Source organism: Promicromonospora sp. NPDC052451 (assembly GCF_044547525.1).
Classification (GTDB): domain Bacteria; phylum Actinomycetota; class Actinomycetes; order Actinomycetales; family Cellulomonadaceae; genus Promicromonospora.
On the sequence record NZ_JBIUAP010000005.1, the window covers coordinates 417549 to 440335 of the forward strand.

General features: G+C 73.6%; 20 protein-coding genes. 11 read left to right on the plus strand and 9 right to left on the minus strand.

Annotated features, from left to right (window positions below):
- Positions 1 to 4: 4 nt before the first annotated feature.
- A complete protein-coding gene (locus ACIG47_RS11795; RefSeq protein WP_397413390.1) occupies positions 5 to 379 on the minus strand; it encodes a cold-shock protein in 375 nt (124 codons plus the stop codon).
- A gap of 192 nt (positions 380 to 571) precedes the next feature.
- Positions 572 to 1300, minus strand: coding sequence for a TetR/AcrR family transcriptional regulator (locus ACIG47_RS11800; protein WP_397430955.1), 729 nt, complete (start codon positions 1298 to 1300; stop codon positions 572 to 574).
- Positions 1301 to 1423: 123 nt separating this feature from the next.
- Here ACIG47_RS11800 and ACIG47_RS11805 point away from each other — a divergent pair, with 123 nt between their 5' ends.
- From ACIG47_RS11805 to ACIG47_RS11825, 5 genes are all read left to right on the plus strand, one after another.
- Positions 1424 to 2344 carry an NAD-dependent epimerase/dehydratase family protein gene (locus ACIG47_RS11805; RefSeq protein ID WP_397430956.1) on the plus strand — a complete coding sequence of 307 codons (921 nt, stop codon included), beginning with the start codon at positions 1424 to 1426 and terminating at the stop codon, positions 2342 to 2344.
- 61 nt (positions 2345 to 2405) lie between these two features.
- Entirely contained in the window at positions 2406 to 5189 is a 2784-nt protein-coding gene (locus tag ACIG47_RS11810; protein ID WP_397430957.1) for a helicase-associated domain-containing protein, read from the plus strand.
- 46 nt (positions 5190 to 5235) lie between these two features.
- Positions 5236 to 6918 carry a DNA repair helicase XPB gene (locus ACIG47_RS11815; RefSeq protein WP_397413386.1) on the plus strand — a complete coding sequence of 561 codons (1683 nt, stop codon included), beginning with the start codon at positions 5236 to 5238 and terminating at the stop codon, positions 6916 to 6918.
- Positions 6919 to 7092: 174 nt separating this feature from the next.
- Positions 7093 to 9204: a TPM domain-containing protein gene (locus ACIG47_RS11820; protein ID WP_397430958.1), complete on the plus strand. Its 2112-nt coding sequence runs from the start codon at positions 7093 to 7095 to the stop codon at positions 9202 to 9204.
- A gap of 105 nt (positions 9205 to 9309) precedes the next feature.
- Positions 9310 to 10113, plus strand: a complete 804-nt coding sequence (locus tag ACIG47_RS11825; RefSeq protein WP_397430959.1) for a carbonic anhydrase — start codon at positions 9310 to 9312, stop codon at positions 10111 to 10113.
- Positions 10114 to 10166: 53 nt separating this feature from the next.
- On the opposite strand, the gene ACIG47_RS11830 is transcribed toward ACIG47_RS11825, so the two are convergent.
- Positions 10167 to 10760, minus strand: coding sequence for an NYN domain-containing protein (locus tag ACIG47_RS11830; protein WP_397430960.1), 594 nt, complete (start codon positions 10758 to 10760; stop codon positions 10167 to 10169).
- 117 nt (positions 10761 to 10877) lie between these two features.
- Here ACIG47_RS11830 and ACIG47_RS11835 point away from each other — a divergent pair, with 117 nt between their 5' ends.
- The 4 genes from ACIG47_RS11835 to ACIG47_RS11850 all read left to right on the plus strand — a co-directional run bounded on the left by ACIG47_RS11835 (position 10878) and on the right by ACIG47_RS11850 (position 14288).
- A complete protein-coding gene (locus tag ACIG47_RS11835; protein ID WP_119141913.1) occupies positions 10878 to 11603 on the plus strand; it encodes a response regulator transcription factor in 726 nt (241 codons plus the stop codon).
- Positions 11596 to 13035 (plus strand): sensor histidine kinase, encoded by a 1440-nt coding sequence (locus ACIG47_RS11840; protein WP_397430961.1) that lies wholly within the window; start codon positions 11596 to 11598, stop codon positions 13033 to 13035. The genes ACIG47_RS11835 and ACIG47_RS11840 overlap by 8 nt, the downstream gene beginning before the upstream one ends.
- A 91-nt stretch (positions 13036 to 13126) precedes the next feature.
- Positions 13127 to 13831: a hypothetical protein gene (locus ACIG47_RS11845; RefSeq protein ID WP_397413378.1), complete on the plus strand. Its 705-nt coding sequence runs from the start codon at positions 13127 to 13129 to the stop codon at positions 13829 to 13831.
- Positions 13832 to 14003: 172 nt separating this feature from the next.
- On the plus strand, positions 14004 to 14288 hold the full coding sequence (locus ACIG47_RS11850; protein ID WP_397413377.1) for a WXG100 family type VII secretion target: 285 nt from the start codon (positions 14004 to 14006) through the stop codon (positions 14286 to 14288).
- An 88-nt stretch (positions 14289 to 14376) separates the two neighbouring features.
- Here ACIG47_RS11850 and groL read toward each other — a convergent pair whose 3' ends face one another.
- From groL to ACIG47_RS11880, 6 genes are all read right to left on the minus strand, one after another.
- Entirely contained in the window at positions 14377 to 16005 is a 1629-nt protein-coding gene (groL, locus tag ACIG47_RS11855) for a chaperonin GroEL (protein ID WP_397430962.1), read from the minus strand.
- A 194-nt stretch (positions 16006 to 16199) separates the two neighbouring features.
- The gene (locus ACIG47_RS11860; RefSeq protein WP_397430963.1) at positions 16200 to 17696 is read right to left on the minus strand and encodes a phytoene desaturase family protein; all 1497 of its coding nucleotides are present in this window, start codon (positions 17694 to 17696) and stop codon (positions 16200 to 16202) included.
- A gap of 253 nt (positions 17697 to 17949) precedes the next feature.
- Complete coding sequence (locus tag ACIG47_RS11865; RefSeq protein ID WP_119141903.1) at positions 17950 to 18153, minus strand: cold-shock protein; 204 nt, start codon at positions 18151 to 18153, stop codon at positions 17950 to 17952.
- A 253-nt stretch (positions 18154 to 18406) separates the two neighbouring features.
- Positions 18407 to 19048, minus strand: coding sequence for a LytR C-terminal domain-containing protein (locus tag ACIG47_RS11870; protein WP_397430964.1), 642 nt, complete (start codon positions 19046 to 19048; stop codon positions 18407 to 18409).
- Between the two features lie 42 nt (positions 19049 to 19090).
- Positions 19091 to 19393 carry a DUF3263 domain-containing protein gene (locus tag ACIG47_RS11875; protein ID WP_397413490.1) on the minus strand — a complete coding sequence of 101 codons (303 nt, stop codon included), beginning with the start codon at positions 19391 to 19393 and terminating at the stop codon, positions 19091 to 19093.
- Between the two features lie 26 nt (positions 19394 to 19419).
- Positions 19420 to 20100, minus strand: a complete 681-nt coding sequence (locus ACIG47_RS11880) for a uracil-DNA glycosylase (protein ID WP_397413488.1) — start codon at positions 20098 to 20100, stop codon at positions 19420 to 19422.
- 232 nt (positions 20101 to 20332) lie between these two features.
- On the opposite strand from ACIG47_RS11880, the gene ACIG47_RS11885 reads away from it, so the two are divergent.
- Together ACIG47_RS11885 and ACIG47_RS11890 are read left to right on the plus strand one after the other, a co-directional pair.
- Positions 20333 to 21091: an SGNH/GDSL hydrolase family protein gene (locus ACIG47_RS11885; RefSeq protein WP_397430977.1), complete on the plus strand. Its 759-nt coding sequence runs from the start codon at positions 20333 to 20335 to the stop codon at positions 21089 to 21091.
- 126 nt (positions 21092 to 21217) lie between these two features.
- Positions 21218 to 22750, plus strand: a complete 1533-nt coding sequence (locus ACIG47_RS11890; protein ID WP_397430978.1) for an MFS transporter — start codon at positions 21218 to 21220, stop codon at positions 22748 to 22750.
- Positions 22751 to 22787 lie beyond the last annotated feature (37 nt).

A 22787-nucleotide genomic window follows, 5' to 3' on the forward strand; every position in this document is an offset into this window, starting at 1 on the left:
GGTTTCAGGCGTCGAAGTCGTCTGCGACCTTGCGCAGCATCTTGGCAAGCGTCTCCGTGTTCTTCGGATAACGCCCCTTGCGCAGGTCATTTGCCACGCGGTCCAGCATCTGCGTGAGGTCGCCGACGATCACTGCCATGTCCTCGGCGTCCTTCCGCTTGGCCTTCGCGACCGACGGCGCGGCGTCGAGCACCTTGACGGCGAGCGCCTGCGGACCCCGGCGGCCGTCGGCCACCCCGAAGTCCACGCGCGCGCCGGGCTTGGGCACGACGCCCTGGGGCAGGGCGGAGGCGTGCAGGAACACCTCGCCCCCGTCCTCGCTGGCGATGAAACCGAACCCTTTGTCGGTGTCGAACCACTTGACCTTGCCGGTAGGCACTGCGACCTTCTTCTGTGCTTGTCGATGCTGTCCGCGAATCCGCTGACAGCGGTCAGGGCTGCTGCGACTGAGCGCGCCACCTCTGGCCGAAGCACAAGGTTACCGGGCGCGGGCGTACCGCGTCGCATGCATTCGGTGCCACTCACCCGCACGGCGCGGCGCAGGGCCCCGGACGGCCCCGGGGCGCCCACCTCAGGCCTCGATCCCCAGGTCCGCCGCGAGCCGGAGCGCCACCTCGTCGAGCCAGGCCGCCGAGTCGGCGACGGAGCCGACCTGGTGGCCGAACAGCTCGAACGAGATCATGCCGAACAGCGTGGTCCAGGCCAGGACGGCGCGACGGACGGTCTCGGGCAGCGCGTCGTCCGCCAGGGTGGCCTCGCTCATCAGCCCGTGCTCGGCGATGAACGCCAAGGCGGGCGCCATCGTCCCGGCGTCCGGCGCCGTCGCGAGCACCACCGGGGGACGTGCGCCCGCGGTGAACGCGTCCCCGACGATCCGGACGAGCACCCGCACCACGCGCGTGGCCGGGTCCACGGTGTCGCGCGGGGCGGCGTAGCCCGGCACCGGGGTGCCGTAGAGCAGCCCGAACTCCCCCGGGTGCGCCACGCACCACGCACGCACGGCCCGGAAGGTGGCCAGCCAGCGCGTGCGGGTGTCGGTGCGGTCCGCGACCCCGGCGTCGGCCGCCTCGGCGGCGGCGCCCAGCTCGCCGTAGGCCTCGATGAGCAGCGCCGTGAGCAGGGCGTCCCGGCTGGGGAAGTAGCGGTACACGGCCGAGGACACCATCTCGACGTCCCGGGCCACCGCGCGGAGCGACAGGGCGGCGGCCCCGTCCGTGGACAACCGCGCCCGGGCGGCGTCGAGGATCTCGCGGGTGATGGTCTCGCGGGCCAGGGCGCGGGCGGAACGGGCGGGACTCATGCGCCCCAGCCTCGCATGACAGATCACTGCACACAACCGAGAGCATCGCTCTTGCCAAAGAGCGGGAGGCGTGCCACGCTGGCGGCACGCAGAGAGCACCGCTCTCGGATTGGAGCATTGATCATGTCCGACCGTCACCTCGTCGTGGGCGCCGGCCCCATCGGCCGCCACGTCGCCGCCCTGCTCGCGGAGCGCGGCTCGCACGTCACCGTCGTGAGCCGCTCGGGTCGCAGCACCGGGATCGACGGCGTGGAGCACCTCGCCCTCGACGCCTCCGACGCCGACGCCCTGGCCCGCGCCGCCGAGGGCACCGACCACCTCTACAACTGCGCCAACCCGGCCGACTACACCCAGTGGGAGCGGGTGTGGCCCCCGCTGGCAGCGTCCCTGCTGTCGGCCGCGGAACGCTCCGGCGCCGTCTACGCCATCACGGGCACGCTCTACCCCTACGGCCCCGTCGACGGCCCGATCTCCGAGGACCTGCCCGACGCCGCGACGGACCACAAGGGCCGCCTCCGCGCCCGGATGTGGGCGCAGGCCAAGGCGGCCCACGACGCCGGGCGCATCCGGGCCGTGGAGATCCGCGGCTCCGACTACATGGGCCGCGGCGTCGGCGGCAACGGGCACATCTCCCGCCTGGTGCCCACCGCGCTGCAGGGCAGGCGCGTCCTGATGATGGGCCGCACCGACCTGCCCCACACCTTCACCGACGTGGCGGACGCCGCCCGCACCCTGGTCGCCGCCGCCGAGGACCCGGGCGCCCACGGACGCGTCTGGCACGTGCCGAGCAACGCCCCCGTGACCCAGGCCCAGGCCCTGACGGACGTGCTCGCCACGGCCGGCCGGCCACCGGTCAGGATCTCCTCGCTGCGCGGCGCAGCGCTCGCCGCGTCCGCGCTCGCCGTGCCCTTCATGCGGGAGATGCGCGAGATCATCTACCAGTGGGAGCGGCCGTACGTGCTGGACGACACCGCGGCCCGCGCCCGCTTCGGCATCACGCCGACCCCCTGGGAGGAGGTCTGCCGCCGCACCGCGCAGGTCTGACGGCGGCCGGGGCGTGGTACGACCGGACGGGGCCCCAGGAAACCCGCGTAGCATCGTGAGGATGGCCTCCTCGCTCCCCGCAGCGCCGGCGGCGGCCACACGGCACTTCGCCGACGACCTCCGGCAGCGCTCGGACACCGCGCTCGCCGCGCTCCTGCGCGCCCGTCCCGACCTCGCCACACCGTCCCCCTCCACCCTGCGCTCGCTCGCGGCCCGGGCCTCCAGCAGGACGTCGCTCGAACGCGCCCTCGCCCGTACGGACGCCCTGACGCTGCAGGTCCTGGAGGCGGTGCTCGCCCTCGAACCGCTCGTCGGGGCGTCCGAGCCCCGCGCCACGACGGACCGCCCCGCGCCGGACGACCCGCCCGTCGCCGACCCGCCGCTGCCCGGCCCGCTCACCACCGACGTGGTCACCCGGGCACTGGGCGGGTCGGCGGCGGACGAGCCCGCCGTGGAACGCGCCGTCCGGCGGGCGGTCGAGCAGGCGCTCCTGTGGGACGCGAGGCCCGCGGCGACCGCGGGCGACGACCGGCCGGCCGGACCCCTCGACCTGCGTACGGTGCCCGGGCTCGACGAGCTGCTCGGGCCCAACCCGGCCGGCCTGGGCCCCCACCTCTCCCCCGCCCCGGACGGGCTGGCGACGGCGGTCGGCCGGGCCCTCGGCACCACCCCGCAGCCGCCGACGCCCGGCGCGGCGCTCGACGCCCTCCTCGCGTCGGCGCCCCCGGGCACCCGGACGGTCCTGGACGCGCTCGCATGGGGCCCGCCCGTCGGCCTCGTGCCCGCGGCGGGAACCCGCCCCCGCGACGCGGTGAACTGGCTCGTCACGGAGCACCTCCTGGTCCGGTCGGACGCACGCCACGTGGTGCTGCCGCGCCTGGTCGGGCTCGCCCTCCGGGACGGACGCACCCACCGCGCGCCGCGCGCCGTGCCCCCGGCGCCCGCGGGGCGCGAGGTACCCCTCGCCACGGCCGACGCCGAGGCCGCGAGCGCCTCGCTGGAGCTCGTCCGCCGGGTGCGCCTGCTGCGCCGGTCCTGGGACGAGAACCCGCCGTCGGTGCTCCGTGCGGGTGGCCTGGGCGTGCGCGACCTGCGCCGGGTCGCCGCCGAGCTGGAGTCGGACGAGCGCGCCGCGGCGTTCGTGGTCGAGGTGGCGGCCCTGGCGGGCCTGGTCCGGGACGACGGCGAGGCGCCGCCGTCGTACGTGCCGACCGTCGCGGACTGGGACGACCTGGACGACGCCGGTCGCTGGGCGCGGCTGGCCGAGGCCTGGTTGTCCTCGCGCCGCGCGCCGTGGCTGGTCGGCTCGCGCGACGACAAGGGCGCCCTGCGCGCGCCGCTGTCGCCCGACCTGCAGCGGCCGTGGGTGCCCCGCCTGCGCAACGGCGTGCTGGGCGTGCTGGCCGGGCCGGACGGCGCCACCCCGGGCGCCGCCGGGCCGGACGCCCTCGCGGCCCCGGTCACGGCGGGGGGCACGGTGCTCGCCCCCACCCCTGAGGCGGTGGTCGAGGTGCTGACCTGGCACACGCCCCGCTCGGTACCGCCGTCGAGCGCGGTCGAGGGGCTGCTCGCGGAGGCGGAGTGGCTGGGCGTGACGGGTGCGGGCGCGCTGTCCACCCCGGGCCGCGCGCTCCTGCACCCCCACGCGCCGGACGCACGGACCGACGGCGCACCCGGCCCGGCCTCGCCCGGCACGCCCCCGGGCAGCCCGGTCCCGGACGGCGCGCCGGTCACGGACAGCGCCGCGGACGCGCTGCGGGCGGTGCTGCCGCACGAGGTGGACGAGATCCTGCTGCAGGGCGACCTGACCGGCATCGTCCCGGGCCGCCCGTCCCGGCAGCTCGCCCGGCTCCTGGAGCGCGCGGCGGACGTCGAGTCGCGGGGTGCCGCGACGACCGTCCGCTTCAGCCCGGCGTCCGTCACCCGGGCGCTCGACCAGGGCGGCACGGCCGACGAGCTGCTCGACGAGCTGGCCCGCCGGTCGCCCGTGCCGGTGCCGCAGCCGCTGGACTACCTGGTGCGCGACACGGCCCGGCGGCACGGCGCCGTGCGCGTGGGCTCGGCGTCGTCGTACCTGCGGGCGGCCGACGCGACGGTGCTGGCCGGCCTGGAGCACGACCCGACGCTGGCCGGCCTGGGCCTGGTGCGGCTCGCACCGACGGTGCTCGCGGCGTCCGTCCCCGCGGCCGCCCTGCACGAGGCGCTGCGGGAGCGCGGCCTGGTGTCGGCCCTGGAGGGCCCGGACGGCCGGGTGCTCGTGGCCCGCCGCGGCGTGACGGGCCGCGCGATGCCCGCGCCACGCTCCGCGGCGGCCATCCGGATGGGCACGGGCTCCGACGTCGCCACGCGGGCTCCCGACCCCGAGGCCCTCGTCGCCGAGCTGCGCGCCGTCGAGGAGGCCGCCCGGTCGGGTGCTCGGGCGCGCGCCGAGGCGGCGGCCGTGGCCCGGTCGGTGACCGGAACCGTCGCCCACCCGGGCGAGCACGGTCCCGGCGCGCCCGCGTCCGGCGGTGCGGCAGCCGGCCCGGCCGGCGCACGGGCACCACGGAACGGGGCGCCGGCACCGGGGAACGGCGCCGTACGGCAGCCCGCCGGTCCCGAGGACGACGACCCGGGAACACAACACCCCGCCGACGGGTTGGCACTGCTGCGCGACGCGCTCCGCGACGGCTCCACCGTGATCGTCGAGATGGCCGGGCACACCGGCCGGCTGGAGCGCCGCGAGCTGCGACCCCTGAACCTCGACGGCGGCCGGCTGCGAGCCCTCGACCCCGACCGGGAGGCCGAGCTCACCATCGCCGTCCACCGCATCGCGTCGGTCCTGCCGACGTCATCCACGCCCTAGCCCGGCACGACCGCTGCACCACCGCTGCACCACCGAGGGAGGCTTCATGCCCGACGGCCCGCTGATCGTCCAGAGCGACAAGACCCTGCTGCTGGAGGTCGACCACCCGAGCGCCGAGCAGGCGCGGCGCTCCATCGCGCCGTTCGCCGAGCTGGAGCGCGCGCCCGAGCACGTGCACACCTACCGCCTGACGGCGCTGGGCCTGTGGAACGCGCGCGCGGCGGGGCACGACGCCGAGCAGGTGGTGAACACGCTCATCGAGTACAGCCGCTACCCGGTGCCGCACGCGCTGCTGGTCGACGTCGCCGAGACGATGGCCCGGTACGGGCGGCTGCAGCTCGTGCAGGACCCTGCGCACGGCCTGGTGCTGCGCACCACCGACCGGGCCGTGCTCGCCGAGGTGCTCAAGTCGAAGCGCACCGCGGGGCTCGTGGGCGAGCGTCTGGACGAGTCGACGGTCGTGGTGCACCCGTCCGAGCGCGGCCACCTCAAGCAGGTGCTGGTCAAGCTCGGCTGGCCCGCCGAGGACCTCGCGGGGTACGTGGACGGCGAGAAGCACGCCATCGACCTGAGCCCCGTCACCAAGCCGCGCACCCCGCACGAGCAGGCCGCCGCGTGGGAGATGCGGCCCTACCAGGCGCAGGCCGTGGACGGGTTCTGGCACGGCGGGTCCGGCGTCGTGGTGCTGCCCTGCGGCGCGGGCAAGACGATCGTGGGCGCGGGCGCCATGGCGAAGTCGGGCACGACGACGCTGATCCTGGTGACGAACACGGTGAGCGCGCGCCAGTGGCGCGACGAGCTCGTGCGGCGCACCACGCTGACCGAGGACGAGATCGGCGAGTACTCCGGCACCAAGAAGGAGATCAAGCCGGTCACCATCGCGACCTACCAGGTGCTGACCACCAAGCGGAAGGGCGTCTACACGCACCTCGAGCTGCTGGACGCCCGCGACTGGGGCCTCATCCTGTACGACGAGGTGCACCTGCTGCCCGCGCCCGTCTTCCGCATGACGGCGGACCTGCAGGCGCGCCGCCGGCTCGGCCTCACCGCCACGCTGGTGCGCGAGGACGGCCGCGAGGACGAGGTGTTCAGCCTGATCGGCCCCAAGCGGTTCGACGCGCCGTGGAAGGACATCGAGGCGCAGGGCTACATCGCACCGGCCGACTGCGTCGAGGTACGCCTCACGCTGCCGGAGTCCGAGCGCATGACGTACGCGACGGCCGAGATGGAGGACAAGTACCGGCTCGCGGCGTCGGCGTCGGGCAAGAAGAAGGTCGTGGAGCAGATCGTCGCGCAGCACCCGGACGACCAGGTGCTCGTCATCGGGCAGTACATCGACCAGCTCGAGGAGCTGGCCGAGCACCTCGGCGCGCCGATCATCACCGGGGCGACCACCACCAAGGAGCGGCAGCGCCTGTTCGGCGCGTTCCGCGAGGGCGAGATCTCGCGGCTCGTGGTGAGCAAGGTCGCCAACTACTCGGTGGACCTGCCGGAGGCCTCCGTGGCGATCCAGGTGTCGGGTTCGTTCGGGTCACGGCAGGAGGAGGCGCAGCGCCTCGGACGCATCATGCGGCCCAAGGCGGACGGGCGCACCGCCCACTTCTACGCCGTCGTCGCACGCGACACGGTGGACCAGGACTTCGCCGCCCACCGGCAGCGGTTCCTGGCCGAGCAGGGCTACGCGTACCGCATCGTCGACGCCGAGGACCTGACCGCTCCGACGCCGTGAAAAACCCCTTCATCAAGTGCGTTTACCTGGGGATTCATTGCATATGCGCAACACGGCGTCCTCCGATTGCGATGTCTTGAACCCGGGGTGACGATCAGGGACGTGATCGAGTCCCCAGCAAGACACGAGCCTTCGCACGAGGCCGCTCCCCGGGTGTCCCGGGGATGGGCTCTCGTGGCGTTCGCGGGTCTGGCAGGCCTCGCGCTGACGGCCACCTCCCAGGCCGCGAGCGCGACCGTCAGGGAGCCGGCCGAGCCGCGCCCGTCCGTCTCGCCGAGCCTCACGGCGGCCATGCAGGCGGAGATGATGTCGGACGTGCTGCCGGCCTCGCCGCCGATCACCCTCACGGACCCGGTGACGGACGGCGCGGGCGCGCTGGACGACGCCGAGCGCGACGAGGTGCGGTCCGCGCTCGCCCGGCTCGCCGACGAGTCGGACCTGCGCATGTTCGTCGTCTACATCGAGAGCTTCGACGGCACGCAGCCCGAGGACTGGGCCAACGCGAGCGCGAACCAGTCCGGGTTCGGCACCGACGACCTGCTGCTGGCCGTGGCCACCGCCGACCGGCAGTTCGGGCTGTCGGCGGACAGCAACGTGGCCCTCACGGACGCGCAGCTCGGCCGCATCGAGGACGCCGCGGGTGCCGCGGTCGAGGACGAGCGCTGGTCCGCCGCCGCGACGGACGCCGCCGACGCGGTGCGGGCGACCGGCACCACGGCGACCAGCCCGCTGCTGGTCGCCGGCCTCGTCGTGGCGGGCGTGCTGGTGCTCGCCACGCTGGGGTACGTCTCCTGGCGGTTCGTCGTGCCCCGGCTCCGCCCGCGCCTGGCCGGGCTCGCCCGCCGCACCCCGCCGGCCGCCGGGCCGACGCCGGACGAGCTCGCGCACCTGTCGCTCCCCGAGCTGGACGAGCGCGCGGCAGCCGCCCTGGTCGGTATCGACGACGCGCTGAAGACCTGCGAGCAGGAGCTCGGCCTCGCGCGGGCGGAGCTCGGCGCGGACGCGACGCGCGACTTCGAGCTGATCCTCGCCCGCGCCACCGCCGACGTGCGGCAGGCGTTCGCGATCCGGCAGGCGCTCGACACCGCCGCCGAGAACGGCGCCGGTGAGCAGGACACCGCGGCACAGGACCCGGAGCGGCGCGCCCACCTGGTGCGCGTCCTGGGGCTGTGCGAGGGTGCGGCCGACACCCTCGACGCGCGCACCCGTGCGTTCGACGACCTGCGCCGGCTGCAGCAGCGGGCGCCCGAGCTGCTCGCCGACGTCGTCGACCGGGCGCCGGAGGTCGCCGGCCGGGTGGAGCGGGCGCGCGCCACGCTGGACGAGCTCGCGGAGACGTACCCGGCGGAGACCCTGGCCCTCGTCTCCGGCAACCCGGAGCAGGCCGAGCTGCTGCTCACCAACGCCCAGGAGGCGGTGGCGGCCGGGCGCTCGGCGCTGGAGGGCGGCCAGAAGGCCGTGGCCGTCTCGCACGCCCGGGGCGCGCAGAACGCGCTCGGCCAGGCGGTCGTGCTGCTCGACGCCGTGGACGCCACCGCCACCCACCTGGAGGAGGCCGCCAGCCGCCTGGACAAGGCCGTCGCGTCCCTCACCCAGGACGTGGCCTCGGCTCGGTCTGTCGAGGGCGACTTCCGGGTCACCCTCGCGCGCACCGCGGCCCAGGCCTCGCTCAAGCACGTGGCGGTGACGCGTGCCGGCGGCGACCCGCTCGCCGGGCTGCAGCGCATCGCCGCGGCGGAGGCGTCGCTCGACGCCGCGCTGGCGCCCACCCGCGACACCACAGAGGTGAAGGCCCGGTCGTCCGCACTGCTGCGCGACACCCTCGGCCGGGTCGACGAGCAGCTGCGGCAGACGGCCGTCTTCGTGGCCACCCGGCGCGGCGCCATCGGCGCCACGGCCCGCACGCGCCTCGCGGAGGCGGTCCGCCTGGCGGACGGCGCCCGCGCGCTCCAGCCCACGGACCCCACGGCGGCCCTGGGCGAGGCCCAGCGGGCGAGCCTCCTCGTGCTGGAGGCCGCACGGCTCGCCCGCGCGGACGCCGACGCCGTCGTGGCCGCCGCGGCCGCGGCGGAGTCCGACGAGAGCGCCGACGCCAACGGACCGATCACCGGCGGCATGATGCTCGGCGGGATCCTGCTCGACCCGCACCTCGTCCGGTCCCGCCGGCGCGCCAGCACGGCGCACATCGGCGGCGGGTTCGGCGGCGGCGGGTTCGGCGGCGGGCGTCCCGTGGCCCTGCGGAAGCTCGGCACGGTGCGCGCCTGGTGGCCGGCCAACGTGAGGTAGGTCACGGCGGACATACCGGACGGCGGGGCGGTGCAGGCGTACCTTCGTGGGCGCTGATCCCTCGGACCCGAGGGACCGGATCGCCGTCCGGAAGGTAGCCCGCAGATGAAGAAGCTCGCCCTCCCTGCCGCCCTGCTCCTCGCTCCGCTGCTCGCGTCGTGCACGACGGGCGCCACCACGGACGACACCGCGTCCACGGCGCCGCCGCCCGCGGCGGCCGGCGAGGTGCACTGGTCGTACGAGGGCGACGAGGGGCCGGACGAGTGGGGGCACCTCGCCGACGAGTTCGCCGAGTGCGAGCAGGGCGACGCGCAGTCGCCCATCGACCTGCCCGAGCATGCCGGCCAGAAGCTGGCGCAGCACCCGCGGATCGAGTCGTCGCCCACCGTGGGCGAGTCCGTCGACACCGGCCACACCGTCCAGCTCGTGCCCGACGGCGACGCGTCGCGGGTCGAGTGGAAGGACGAGACGTTCGATCTCGCCCAGGTGCACTTCCACGTGCCGTCGGAGCACACCGTCGAGGGCGAGCCGGCGGACGCCGAGTTCCACTTCGTCCACACCGCGCAGGACGGTCAGGCCCTCGTCCTGGGTGTGCTCGCCGAGGAGGGCGACGAGAACGCGGCGTGGCAGCCCTTCATCGACGGCGCGGCCGCGCCGGGTGCCACGGACCTGCCGATCGACGTCGCCGCGATGCTGCCCGAGGATCCGACCTTCGAGGAGTACGCCGGCAGCCTCACGACCCCGCCCTGCACGGAGGGGGTCGAGTGGGTGGTCTACCACACGCCGGTCGAGCTCTCCGCCGACCAGATCGAGGCGCTCGAGGCCGCCTACGCGGACAACGCGCGCCCGGTGCAGCCGCAGGGCGACCGCGTCGCGCACGAGGGCACGGTCCGGGTGGTCGAGCACTGACGGCGGGCCCGGCCGGCGCGGGCCGGCCGGGCCACCCGCCGGCGCGGGTCCCGCTACAGGTAGCGCAGCGGGTCGAACTCCTCGATCGGGATGATGCGGACGCGGGGCAGCATCGTCGTGAAGGCGTCGGCGTCACCCTCCAGGTCGTACATGACCAGACCGCGCTGCTCCAGCTCCGTGAACCGTGCGTTCACGAACTCCCGGAACCCGAGCAGACCCACGCGCCGGCCGTCGTCGGCCAGCAGCGCCTCGATCTGCGGCAGGAAGTCGCCGTCGTGGCTCGCGAGCAGCACGTCGCCCGGCCGGTCCAGGAGCGCGTCGAGCGTCCGCTGGATACCGACGTCGACCACCTTCTCCGAACCCTGGGCGGCCAGCGGGATGGGCTTGTAGCCCATGGCGAGCAGCGCCTGCACGAACGGCATGGGCATCTGGCCCGACGTGGCGTTGAGGAAGAACAGCGGCACGACGTCCTGCGACCACACCTTCTCCGCGAACCCGGAGATCCGGTCCCAGCGAGGCCGCTCCTCGGGCGCCGGGCGGCGGTTCAGCACGTTCATGCCGAGTGTGGCGTCGATGTTCTCGCCGTCGACGATGAGGTATGTGCGTCGGGGCGCAGGCCCCGGGTCCTGCGAGAACGGTGCTGACATGCGACACAGCGTAGCCCCGCACCAGGTCGCGGGCCGGACGGACCATCCCACGGCACCCCGGGCGATTTCCCGGGCGAAACTCAGGCATCGTCCAGGAACCGGTCGCACACTGGAGACATGGCTACTCCAGAGGCGCGTCTCGTCGTCGTGGATGACGAACCGAACATTCGTGAGCTCCTGTCCACCTCCCTGCGGTTCGCGGGTTTCGAGGTGCATGCGGCCGCGGACGGCAACGGCGCACTCCAGCTCGTCCGCGACGTCGAGCCGGACCTCGTGGTGCTCGATGTCATGCTCCCGGACATGGACGGCTTCACGGTCACCCGGCGCATGCGCGCCACCGGGCGGCACACCCCCGTCGTCTTCCTCACCGCCAAGGACGACACCCAGGACAAGGTGCAGGGCCTGACCGTCGGCGGCGACGACTACGTGACCAAGCCGTTCAGCCTCGAGGAGGTCGTGGCCCGGATCCGCGCGGTGCTGCGCCGCACCGGCGTGCCCACGCCCGAGGAGGAGGCGGTGCTGCACGTCGGCGACCTGGAGATGGACGAGGACTCGCACGAGGTGCGGCGTGCCGGCGTCGAGGTGGACCTCTCGCCCACCGAGTTCAAGCTGCTGCGGTACCTCATGCTCAACTCCGGCCGGGTGCTGTCCAAGGCGCAGATCCTGGACCACGTCTGGCAGTACGACTGGGGCGGCGACGCCAACATCGTCGAGTCCTACATCTCCTACCTGCGGCGCAAGATCGACACCCTCGAGGTCGACGGCGAGACCCTGCCGCCCCTGATCCACACCAAGCGCGGCGTGGGGTACCTGCTCCGCGCCCCGCAACCCGCCCGTGCTTAGGGACCGTCTCGCCGGAATACCCCTGCGCGCCCGGCTGGTGGCGATCATCTCGCTGCTGCTGGCGGCGGGGCTGGGCATCGCGGGGATCGCGACGACGACGGTCGTGTCCAACTTCCTCGTCGGGCAGGTGGACGACGAGCTGGAGGTCGCCGCCGCCAACCTTCCGTCGACCCTCGACTCGCTCCAGCCCGGCTCCCAGCAGAGCCTGCCGAGCGACTACTACGTCCGGATCGTCGGCGAGCAGAGCGAGCCCAAGGCCCTCGGCTACTCGGCCATCGTCCGGTTCGGCGAGCCCGAGCTGCCGGACGTGACCTACGACGAGGCCGTCGCGAGCAACGGCAAGCCGTTCACCACGTCCGGCACGAGCAAGCGGGCGGGCACCGAGAGCTGGCGCGCGGTCACCGTACCCGCGCAGTACCAGACCGGCGAACGCCTGGTCGTCTACGTCGCGCTGCCCCTGGACGGCACGAACGACACCGTCTCCTTCCTGACCCGCACCCTGATCATGTCCGGCCTGGGCATCGTGCTGCTCGGTGGGCTGACCGCCTGGATGCTCGTCGAGCGCTCCCTGCGGTCGCTGCGCTCCGTGGAGCACACGGCCGCCCAGATCGCGGCGGGCGACCTCACGCTGCGCGTCCCCGAGGCGCCCGCGGGGACCGAGATGGGTTCGCTGGCGGCGTCGCTCAACGCGATGCTGACGCAGATCGAGCGCGCCTTCGCCGCACAGGAGGCCTCCGAGGTGCGCATGCGGCAGTTCGTCTCGGACGCCTCCCACGAGCTGCGCACGCCGGTCGCGACGATCCGCGGGTACGGGGAGCTGTACCGCATGGGCGCCCTGGACAGCACCGACAAGGTGGACGACACCATGTCGCGCATCGAGGACGCCGCCCGCCGCATGGGCGCGCTCGTCAACGACCTGCTGGTGCTCGCGCGACTCGACGAGGGCCGTCCCGTCGCGCGGGAGGACGTCGACCTGGTCGCCCTCGCCCGCGACTCCGCGCAGGACCTGCACGCCCTGGACCCGACGCGCGAGGTGACGGTGGTCCCGCTCGACCCTGCGGGGGAGGTCCCGGAGAAGCTCGTCGTGGAGGGCGACCCCGACCGGCTGCGGCAGGTGGTCACCAACCTGATCGGCAACGTCTCGCGGCACACGCCCGCCGGCACGCCCGCCGAGATCGCGCTCGGCACGTCGGCGGACGACGGCGTGGCCGTGCTGGAGGTGCGCGACCACGGCCCCGGCCTCACCGAGGAGCAGGGCCGGAGGATCTTCGAGCGGTTCTACCGCGCGGACTCCTCGCGCACGCGGGAGTCCGGCGGGTCGGGTCTCGGCATGGCGATCGTCGCGGCGATCGTGGGCACGCACGACGGTCACGTCGAGGTGTCCGACACCGCGGGCGGCGGTCTGACGGTCCGTGTCACGCTCCCCCGCTGACCACCATCCAAGACGGTGGTAGCCGCGCCCGACCGGAGGGGTAATAGGCTGGTACAGGAGTGACCGACCTCAACCGTTAGGCAGAATTCACATGGGCGTGCTGACGTCTGACGCGCCGCAGTGGTTCCTCAGGTCTTTCGTCCGCAGTGCGGCGGGCGCGGGAGCCACGGCGGGCACCGAGTCGATCGAGGAGGTCGGCCAGGCACTTCTCGACAGGTGGTCCGACGAGCACCGGCACTTCCACAACCTGCGGCACCTGGCCGCGGTGCTGCACCGGGTGGACGAGCTGGCCGAGGAGACCCACGAGCCCGACCTGGTGCGGCTCGCCGCCTGGTACCACGGGGCGGTGTTCAGCGCCGACCGCAAGTTCGCCGACGTCTCGCAGGGGGGTGAGCAGTCCACGGCCTCCGCGGTGCTGGCCCACGACGAGCTGACCGCCCTGGGCGTGCCGGACCGCGCGGCCGACCGGGTCGCAGAGCTCGTCAACGCCATCGTGCGGCACGCACCGGACCCGTCGGACTTCGACGCCGCCGTGCTGAACGACGCCGACCTGGCGATGCTGGCCGCCGAGCCCCAGCGCTACAAGGAGTACAAGTCCGCGGTGCGGGCCGAGTACGCGCACATCCCGCCCGAGGACTACCTCCGGGCCCGGATCCGGGTGATCGAGCGGCTGCTCGCCCGCAAGTCGTTGTTCCTGAGCCCGATGGGCACCGCGTGGGAGGAGCCCGCGCGGCAGAACCTCGACATGGAGCTGCACCGGCTGCGCAAGGAGCAGGCCAAGCTCGAATCGGCCTGAGCGGAGCGGGTCCGGCCCGTCAGGACGGCACCCGCACGGTCCGAGCACGACCACAGCGGCGGCTTTCCCCAACCTGTGCACAGGCCCCGCCCGCGGACGCCCCGCCGCCGTCTGCCCGCGCCTACGGTCGGGTGGACGACGCCGGAGGGGCCGGCGCGCGGGAGGTGGGGACATGCGGTTCGAGGTCGACAGCGACCAGGTGGAGCAGGCGAGCGCCGCGGTGGCGGGCTCGGTGGCGGCGGTACGCACGGAGGTGGGTGCGCTCGTGCGCAACCTCGACGCCCTGCAGGCGACGTGGCAGGGTCCGGCCGCTGCGGCGTTCGGGGGCACCGTCACGCAGTGGCGCGGTGCGCAGGCGCAGGTGGAAGGGGCTCTGGACGCGATCCAGACCGCGCTCGCCGCAGCGGCCCGCACCTACGCGGAGGCGGAGGCCGCGGCGACACGCATGTTCTCTTGACGCGGCCGGGGCCCGACCGGTCGGGCCCAGCAAGGAGCCCCGCCGGCCGAGCTGGCCGACGGGGCTCCTCACGCGTGCTCCTGACGGATCAGAAGTCCATGCCGCCCATGCCACCGGTCGGGTCGCCGGCCGGGGCCGCGGCGGGCTCCGGCTTGTCGGCGACGACAGCCTCGGTGGTGAGGAACAGCGCGGCGATCGACGCGGCGTTCTGCAGCGCGGAACGGGTCACCTTGACCGGGTCGTTCACGCCGGCGGCGAGCAGGTCCTCGTACGCACCGGTCGCGGCGTTCAGGCCCTGACCGGAGGGAAGGTTGCGCACCTTCTCCGCCACGACGCCGCCCTCGAGGCCGGCGTTGATGGCGATCTGCTTGAGCGGGGCGTCGATCGCGGCGCGCACGATCCCGGCGCCGATCGCCTCGTCACCCTCGAGCTCCAGCTTCGGGAACGCGACGGCACCGGCCTGGATGAGGGCCACGCCACCACCGGCGACGATGCCCTCCTCGACGGCAGCCTTCGCGTTGCGGACGGCGTCCTCGATGCGGTGCTTGCGCTCCTTGAGCTCCACCTCGGTGGCCGCACCGGCCTTGATGACGGCCACGCCGCCGGCCAGCTTGGCGAGGCGCTCCTGCAGCTTCTCGCGGTCGTAGTCCGAGTCGGACTTGTCGATCTCGCTGCGGATCTGGTTCACGCGACCGGCGATGAGGTCGGCGTCGCCGGCACCCTCGACGATCGTGGTCTCGTCCTTGGTGACGACGACCTTGCGTGCCTGGCCGAGCTCCTCGAGCGTCGCGTTCTCCAGCTTGAGGCCCACCGTCTCGGTGATGACCTGGCCGCCGGTGAGGATCGCGATGTCCTGCAGCATGGCCTTGCGGCGGTCGCCGAAGCCCGGGGCCTTGACGGCGACGGACTTGAAGGTGCCACGGATCTTGTTCAGCACCAGGGTCGCCAGGGCCTCGCCCTCGACGTCCTCGGCGATGATGAGGAGCGACTTGCCCGACTTCATGACCTGGTCGAGCAGCGGCAGCATGTCCTTGACGTTCGAGATCTTCGACTCGACGATCAGGACGTACGGGTCCTCGAGCACGGCCTCCTGGCGCTCGGGGTCCGTCTCGAAGTAACGGGCGAGGAAGCCCTTGTCGAAGCGCATGCCCTCGGTGAGCTCGAGCTCGAGGCCGAAGGTGTTCGACTCCTCGACGGTGATGACGCCTTCCTTGCCCACCTTGTCGAGGGCCTCGGCGATGAGCTCGCCGATCGCCGGGTCGCCGGCCGAGATGGCGGCCGTGGCAGCGATCTCTTCCTTGGTCTCGATCTCCTTGGCGGCGTTCAGCAGCTGCTCGGTGACCGACTCGACGGCCTTCTCGATGCCGCGCTTGACGGCGATCGGGTTGGCACCGGCGGCAACGACGCGCAGGCCCTCCTTCACGAGCGCCTGGGCGAGCACGGTGGCGGTGGTGGTGCCGTCACCCGCGACGTCGTCCGTCTTCTTGGCGACCTCCTTGACGAGCTCCGCACCGATCTTCTCGTACGGGTCGTCGAGCTCGATCTCCTTGGCGATGGAGACACCGTCGTTGGTGATCGTGGGGGCGCCCCACTTCTTGTCCAGAACGACGTTGCGGCCCTTGGGGCCGAGCGTGACCTTCACGGTGTCGGCGAGCTGGTTGAGCCCGCGCTCCATGCTCCGACGAGCTTCCTCGTCGAAAGCGATGATCTTGGCCATGGGGATGAATCCTCCGCTGGTGGCTTGTCCAGGCCGGCCGGTGCCCGCGACGGACGGCAACCCACCCCGGCGATCACGTCTCGCCGCGGCAGGAGGCCTCACCATTCGACCCTGCTGTCACTCTCCAACGGAGAGTGCTAAGACATTATTGGCACTCGGACCAGGAGAGTGCAAGGCGCGGTCCGGCCGTTCGCTCACGGCCACAACGACGGCTCGGTGCGCACGTCGAACTCGCGGCGCAGTGCGCGGCGGGCCGCATGCCACCCGCCCATGCCGTGCACGCCCGGTCCGGGCGGGGTCGACGCCGAGCACAGGTACACCCCTTCGGCCAGCAGGTACGGGTCGGGCGCGGCAGTGGGTCGCGCGACCATCTGCCACATGGTGGCCGCGCCCGCCGAGATGTCACCGCCGGGGTAGTTCTGGTTGTGCTGCTCCATCTGGGCCGCGGGCACGCACCGCGAGGCGACGACGACGTCGCGGAACCCCGGCGCGAACCGTTCGATCTGCCGGGTGACCTCCTCGGTGACGTCGTGCGGCGAACCCGCCGGGACGTGCGCGTAGGTCCACAGCGGGCGCAGGCCGCCGCGCAGCCGGCCCGGGTCGGCCACGCTCGGGTCGCTGACCAGGAGGACCGGCTGATCGGCGTGCAGCCCGTGCGCCACGGTGTCCTCGGCGATCACCATCTCGGCCCGGGTACCGCCCACGTGCACGGTCGACGCACGGCCGACGTCGGGCACCCGCCACGGCACCGGCCCCGAGAGCACGAAGTCGACCTTGGCCGCCGCGTTCCCGTACCGGAAGCGCCGCAGGGCCGCGCGACGTGCCGGCCCGATCCGGTCCCCCGCGACGGCGAGCGCCGTCGCGGGCGTCGTGTCGAACAGCACGGCGCGGGCCGGCGGAAGGTCCGACCACGCCTCGACCCTGCGGCCGGTCTCGACGGACCCGCCGTGCGCCTCCAGGTCGTGCACCAGGGCATCCGTGATGGCCTGTGAGCCGCCCACGGGGATCGCCCACCCGCCGTCGGCGTGCGCGAGTGCGGCGAGCAGCAGTGCTGTGCCGGCGCCCGCGAGCGACGGGAGCGGCGTGATGTTGTGCGCGGCAACCCCGGTGAGCAGGGCTTTCGCCTCGTCGGTGAGGAACCGCCGGTCCCAGCGCGGGCCGCCCTGCTCCAGGAGGGCGGTACCGAAGCGCAGGCCGGGCCGGAGCATCGTGGCGGGCGCCGCTCGTCCGGGCACCCCCTCCAGCATGCCGCGCGGGGTCCGCTTGTCTCCCAGGGCGAGGGCCGTGACCTGCCGCCAGCTCGCGGCGAGCGGTCCCAGGAGGCCGCGCCACGCGTCGCCGTCGGGCCCGAGGCGCTCGGCCGTCCGGTCCAGGTCCCGGTAGGCCAGGCCGGCGCGATCGCCGTCGAGGGGCTGGGCGTAGGCGATGTCGGGAGCAACGAGGTCGACGCCGCGCGCCGGGAGGTCGAAGGCCCGCAGGAACGGGGACGCCCAGGCCATGGGGTGCACGGCGGAGCAGAGGTCGAAGACCAGGTCGTCGTCGAGCCCGGCGACGGGGAGGGTGCGCGCGCCGCCGCCGACGGTCGGCTGCGCCTCGAGGACCCGCACACCAAGTCCCGCGCGGGCGAGCGTCACCGCGGCAGCCAGGCCGTTCGGCCCGGAGCCCACCACGACGGCGTCGAGCAAGGTCACCGCTCCATCGAACCACGAGCGACGGGGGTCGTGGGCGCGGGAACGTCGGCCACCGGCACGTGGCGCGAGCGGAACGGAACGAGCAGCCGCGGTACGGGGCGGCTGCTCGTGGCGCCAGGCATCGTCGTCCGGCGAGGTGCGAGGGCGGTCGTCGTCGACCGCTGGGGGGTTCGGACGCCGGGGTCTGGGTCCCGGAGTCCTTGGGGGGCGGCGGGCGACGGGCGGGCCCTTCCCGCCCGTCGTCCCATCGATATCAGAGTGGACGGACCTGCTCTGCCTGCGGACCCTTCTGCCCCTGCCCCACCTCGTACTCGACGTTCTGACCCTCATCGAGGGACCGGTAACCGTCGGTCTGGATCGCGCTGTAGTGAACAAAAAGGTCCTGGCCGCCGGCGTCCGGGGTGATGAACCCGTACCCCTTCTCGGCGTTGAACCACTTGACGGTGCCCTGGGCCATGCGTAGTTCTCCTTGTACCTCTGCACGGGACACTCGGTCGACCCGTGGTGGTTCGAGCCTAGTGGTCCGGCTCACACCAGGGAACCCTCTATGTCCGGTATGACGCATTAAGCGGTTGGCGAACGCGCAGGTCAGGGGGCCGAGTGACGACTCCTGTCAGCGAATATCAAGATGGTGGTACAGGTTGGCGAGATCAACCACCCTGCGTCGACGCTTGTCGTGGCGTTGCCTCGGGATGACGACGAGCGAACCGTCACCCCGCCGGCGGGGCGACGAGGATGACCCAGATGCCCTCGGTCGGGTGGGCCGCGACATCGTCGGACGGCTTCACGTTGGCGGCCTCGATGCCGAGCGCCTGGGCCACCGCCGTGGCCGTGTCGGCCCGGTCGCCGCCGTAGAGCACGGTGTTGGCCGTGACCGCACCCGGCTGGGGGCCAGCCGCGTCGTCACCGGCCGTGACGGGGTGGATCTCTCCCTCGAAGCCCGCCGCCTGGAGATTGGTCTGCGCGACCGCGGCCATGCCGTCGCCGGCGCCGTCGTTGTAGACACCGATGACGGTCTCGGCCGACTTGTTGGCCAGAGCAGGGTCGCCCGGGTACTGCGCGGCCGGGGCAGACGGCGAGGCAGAGGGTGAAGCGCTCGGGGAGGCACTCGGCGACGCCGCCGGGGCCGACGCCGAGGATGACGGGTCACCCGACGCCTCTGCCGGGTCGTCACCCCCCGACAGCAGCGTGATGCCGCCCCACGCCACGGCGGCGCACACGACGGCGACCAGCAGGAACGGCCAGGCCGAGCTCCATCCGCTGCGCGGCGCGCGGTGCACACCCACTGGTGCGCCCCCGGGGACAGCGACGTCGAACTCGTCGGGCGGGTAGGGGTAGCCACTCTTCGTCACGGCAGAGAGAGTAGCGGGTCGTTGTGACGGATCGGTGCCCGCTCAGTGGTTCTCGTCGGCCAAACGACGCCCGGAACGTCCCCGCTGCCGGGTGGCCCGGAGTCTGCGCAGGCGTGTGACCAGCATCGGGTCGTGCTCGAGGGCCGCCGGCGAGTCGATCAACGCGTTCAACACCTGGTAATACCGGGTGGCCGTCATGTCGAACAGCTCACGGGCCGCCTCCTCCTTGGCGCCCGCGTACTTCCACCACCGGCGCTCGAACGCCAGGATCTCACGGTCGCGGTCGGAGAGCTCGGTGCGAGGCGCCTCGACGGACCCGGTCGGCGCCTGCTCGGCGACCGGCACGTCGGCGACGTGCAGCACGGCTTTCTTCACGGGAGCCGCCAGTCGATCGGCTGCGCACCCTGCTGCTCGAGCAGCGCGTTGACCCGGGAGAAGGGACGCGATCCGAAGAAGCCGCTGCGCGCGGACAGCGGGGACGGGTGCGCGCTCTCGACCACCGGCACGTCGCCGAGCCAGGGCTTCAGGTTGCGCGCCTTGGCGCCCCACAGGACGGCCACGAGCGGCCCACCGCGCGCCACCAGGGCCCGGATCGCCGCCTCCGTGACCGCCTCCCACCCCTTGCCCGCGTGGGAGTCGGACGAGCCGGGCCGGCAGGTGAGCGTCCTGTTCAACAGCATGACGCCCTGGTCCGCCCAGGGGCGCAGGTCGCCGTTCGACGGCAGCGGCAGGCCCAGGTCGTCCTGGAGCTCCTTGTAGATGTTGCCCAGCGAGCGCGGCACAGGTCGCACGTCCGGCTGGACCGAGAAGGACAGCCCCATGGCGTGGCCCGGCGTCGGGTACGGGTCCTGCCCCACGATGAGCACCCGCACGTCCGCGAGCGGTCGCTTGAACGCGGCCAGCACGTTCTCCCCCGCCGGGACGTACGTGCGCCCGGCCGCGACCTCGGCGCGCAGGAAGTCGCCCATCGCATGGATGCGGGGCTCGACGTCGGCGAGCGCCTCTGCCCAGTCCGGTGCGATGACCTGCGACAACGGCGGTGGGCCGGGCACGGCGGCGGCGTCGGCAGGGGGTGTCGGGTTCACGGTGGTCTCCACGCGCAGGAGGTTACCGGGAGCCACCGACACGGACAGCCTGTGCCGCCCGTCACACTCTTCGTCCGGCGGGTATCAGGTACCTGGCGGGACAATGAACGCCGTGAGTGCCACGACGACTCCGGACCCGGAGGGCCCGGCCACCGATCTCCCCGCCACCGATCCCGTCCGCTGGGCGCGGTACGTCGCCATGGGCGACTCCTTCACGGAGGGCCTGTGGGACCCGTACCCCGATGCGCCCGACGTCCAGCGCGGCTGGGCCGACAACCTTGCCGCGTCGTTGTCCGCGCGCCGCATCGCCGCCGGTGACGCACCGCTGGAGTACGCGAACCTCGCCATCCGCGGGCGCAAGCTGCGCCCGATCGTCGCCGAGCAGCTCGACGTCGCCGTGAGCGCCCGGCCCGACCTCGTCTCGCTGGTCGCGGGCGGCAACGACATCCTGCGCCCCTCGGCCGACGTCGACGCCATCTCGGCAGCCCTGGAGGACGCCGTCGTCGCGCTCCGGGCGACCGGCGCCGACGTGCTGCTGGGCACCGGTTTCAAGGCGGGTGGCACGCTGAGCTGGACCAACGGCCGCGTGGGCGTCTTCAACGCGAACATCTGGACCATCGCCCGCCGGCACGGCGCCCGGGTCCTGGACCTGTGGGGCATGCGGTCGCTCGCCGACCTGCGCCTCTGGTCGGGCGACCGCATCCATCTCACCCCCGAGGGCCACCAGCGGGTCGCGAACGCCGCGCTCGCCGCGCTCGGCCTGGAGCCGGACGACGACGCCTACGACACCCCGCTCGACGCCGCCCCGCCGGCCGCGTTCCGCGAGACCGCACGGGCCAACGCCGCCTGGATGCGGCAGCACGTGGGCCCCTGGGTGAAGCGCCGCCTGACGGGCACCTCCAGCGGTGACGGCCGGTCCGCGAAATGGCCCACGCCGCAGGCGTGGCCGCGCGCATGACATCCCACGTCAACGTAGACTTTCGCGGGTGAATCTCGGAGGCTTCCCGGTGCGCCGGGGAGCCTCCGTCGTCGTACGGGCGGGCGGCCCTGTCGCGCCCGGGATCCCTGGATGGTTGAGACGATCATGACCACGAGCACCCCGCTCGCCGAGAAGGCGCCAGGCCTCGGCCTCGGACGCCGCTGGACGCTCCTGGTGACCGTGGGCACCGGCCTGCTGCTGATCACCCTGGACAACTCGATCCTCTACACGGCGCTGCCGACGCTGACCCGGGAGCTCGACGCGAGCTGGTCCGAGAGCCTGTGGATCATCAACGCCTATCCCCTGGTCATGACGGGCCTGCTGCTCGGGGCCGGCACGCTCGGCGACCGGCTGGGCCACCGGCGCATGTTCCTGGCGGGGCTCATCGTCTTCGGGCTGGCCTCGTTCATGGCGGCCACCGCGCCCACCCCCGAGGTGCTGATCGCGGCGCGCGGCCTGCTGGCCGTGGGGGCCGCGGCGATGATGCCGGCCACCCTGGCGCTGATCCGTGTGTCGTTCACCGACGAGCGCGAGCGCAACATCGCCATCAGCGTGTGGGGCAGCCTCTCGGTGGTCGGCGGGGCGCTCGGCCCGATCGTGGGCGGTGCGCTGCTGGAACACTTCGCCTGGGGCTCGATCTTCCTGATCAACGTGCCCGTGGTGGTCGTGGCCGCCGTGGTCGGCCTGGCGGTCGCACCGCAGGACGACCCGCACCCCGACGTCCGGTGGGACTTCGTCTCCTCCGTCCAGGCCCTGGTCACGCTGGTGGGGCTGGTCGTGCTGATCAAGGAGGTCGCGAAGGTGGAGCGCGACGGGACCCTGCTCCTGGGCGCCGCGCTGACCACGGTGGTCGCGTGGTGGGTGTTCGTGCGGCGTCAGCGGCGTCTGCCGTTCCCCCTGCTGGACCTGTCGATCTTCCGCAACGCCGCGTTCGCGTCCGGCGTGCTGGCGGCGGCCGTCGCCATGTTCGCCATGGGTGGCCTGCAGCTCGCCACCACGCAGCGGTTCCAGCTCGTGACCGGCTTCTCGCCCCTGGAGTCGGGGCTGCTGGTGGCCGCGATCGCCGCCGGGTCGCTGCCCTCGTCGCTCCTGGGCGGGATGTTCCTGCACGTCGTGGGCCTGCGGCTCCTGATCGGCGGCGGGCTCGGGCTGGGCGCCGTCGGCGTCGCCTGGACGCTGGTGAGCGTCGACCACGGGCTGGGCTGGCTGCTCGGCGGGCTGCTGGTCACCGGCCTGGGGCTCGGCGCGGCCATGTCGGTGGCCTCGACGGCGATCATCGGCAACGCCCCCGCACGGCGGGCAGGCATGGCGTCCTCCGTGGAGGAGGTCTCCTACGAGTTCGGCAGCCTCGCCGCCGTGGCACTGCTCGGCTCGCTGCTGACCACGGTCTACACGATGACGGTCCGCCTGCCCGAGGACGCGCCGGTGGACGCCGCCCGGTCGCTGACCGACGCCCTGACCGCGGAGGGCACCGGCCCGGAGGTCCTCGCGGCGGCGTTCGAGGCGTTCGGCCACAGCTACGACGTCGTCATGCTGGTGTGCGCGGGGGTGCTGGCCGTGGGCGCCCTGGTCACGACCGTGCTGCTGCGGCGCTACGGCCCAGGTTCGGCGTCGTCGGCATACGGCTCGGGCCACTGACGCGCTTCAAGGTGCGGTAGCCCGAGCGAGGTCGGCA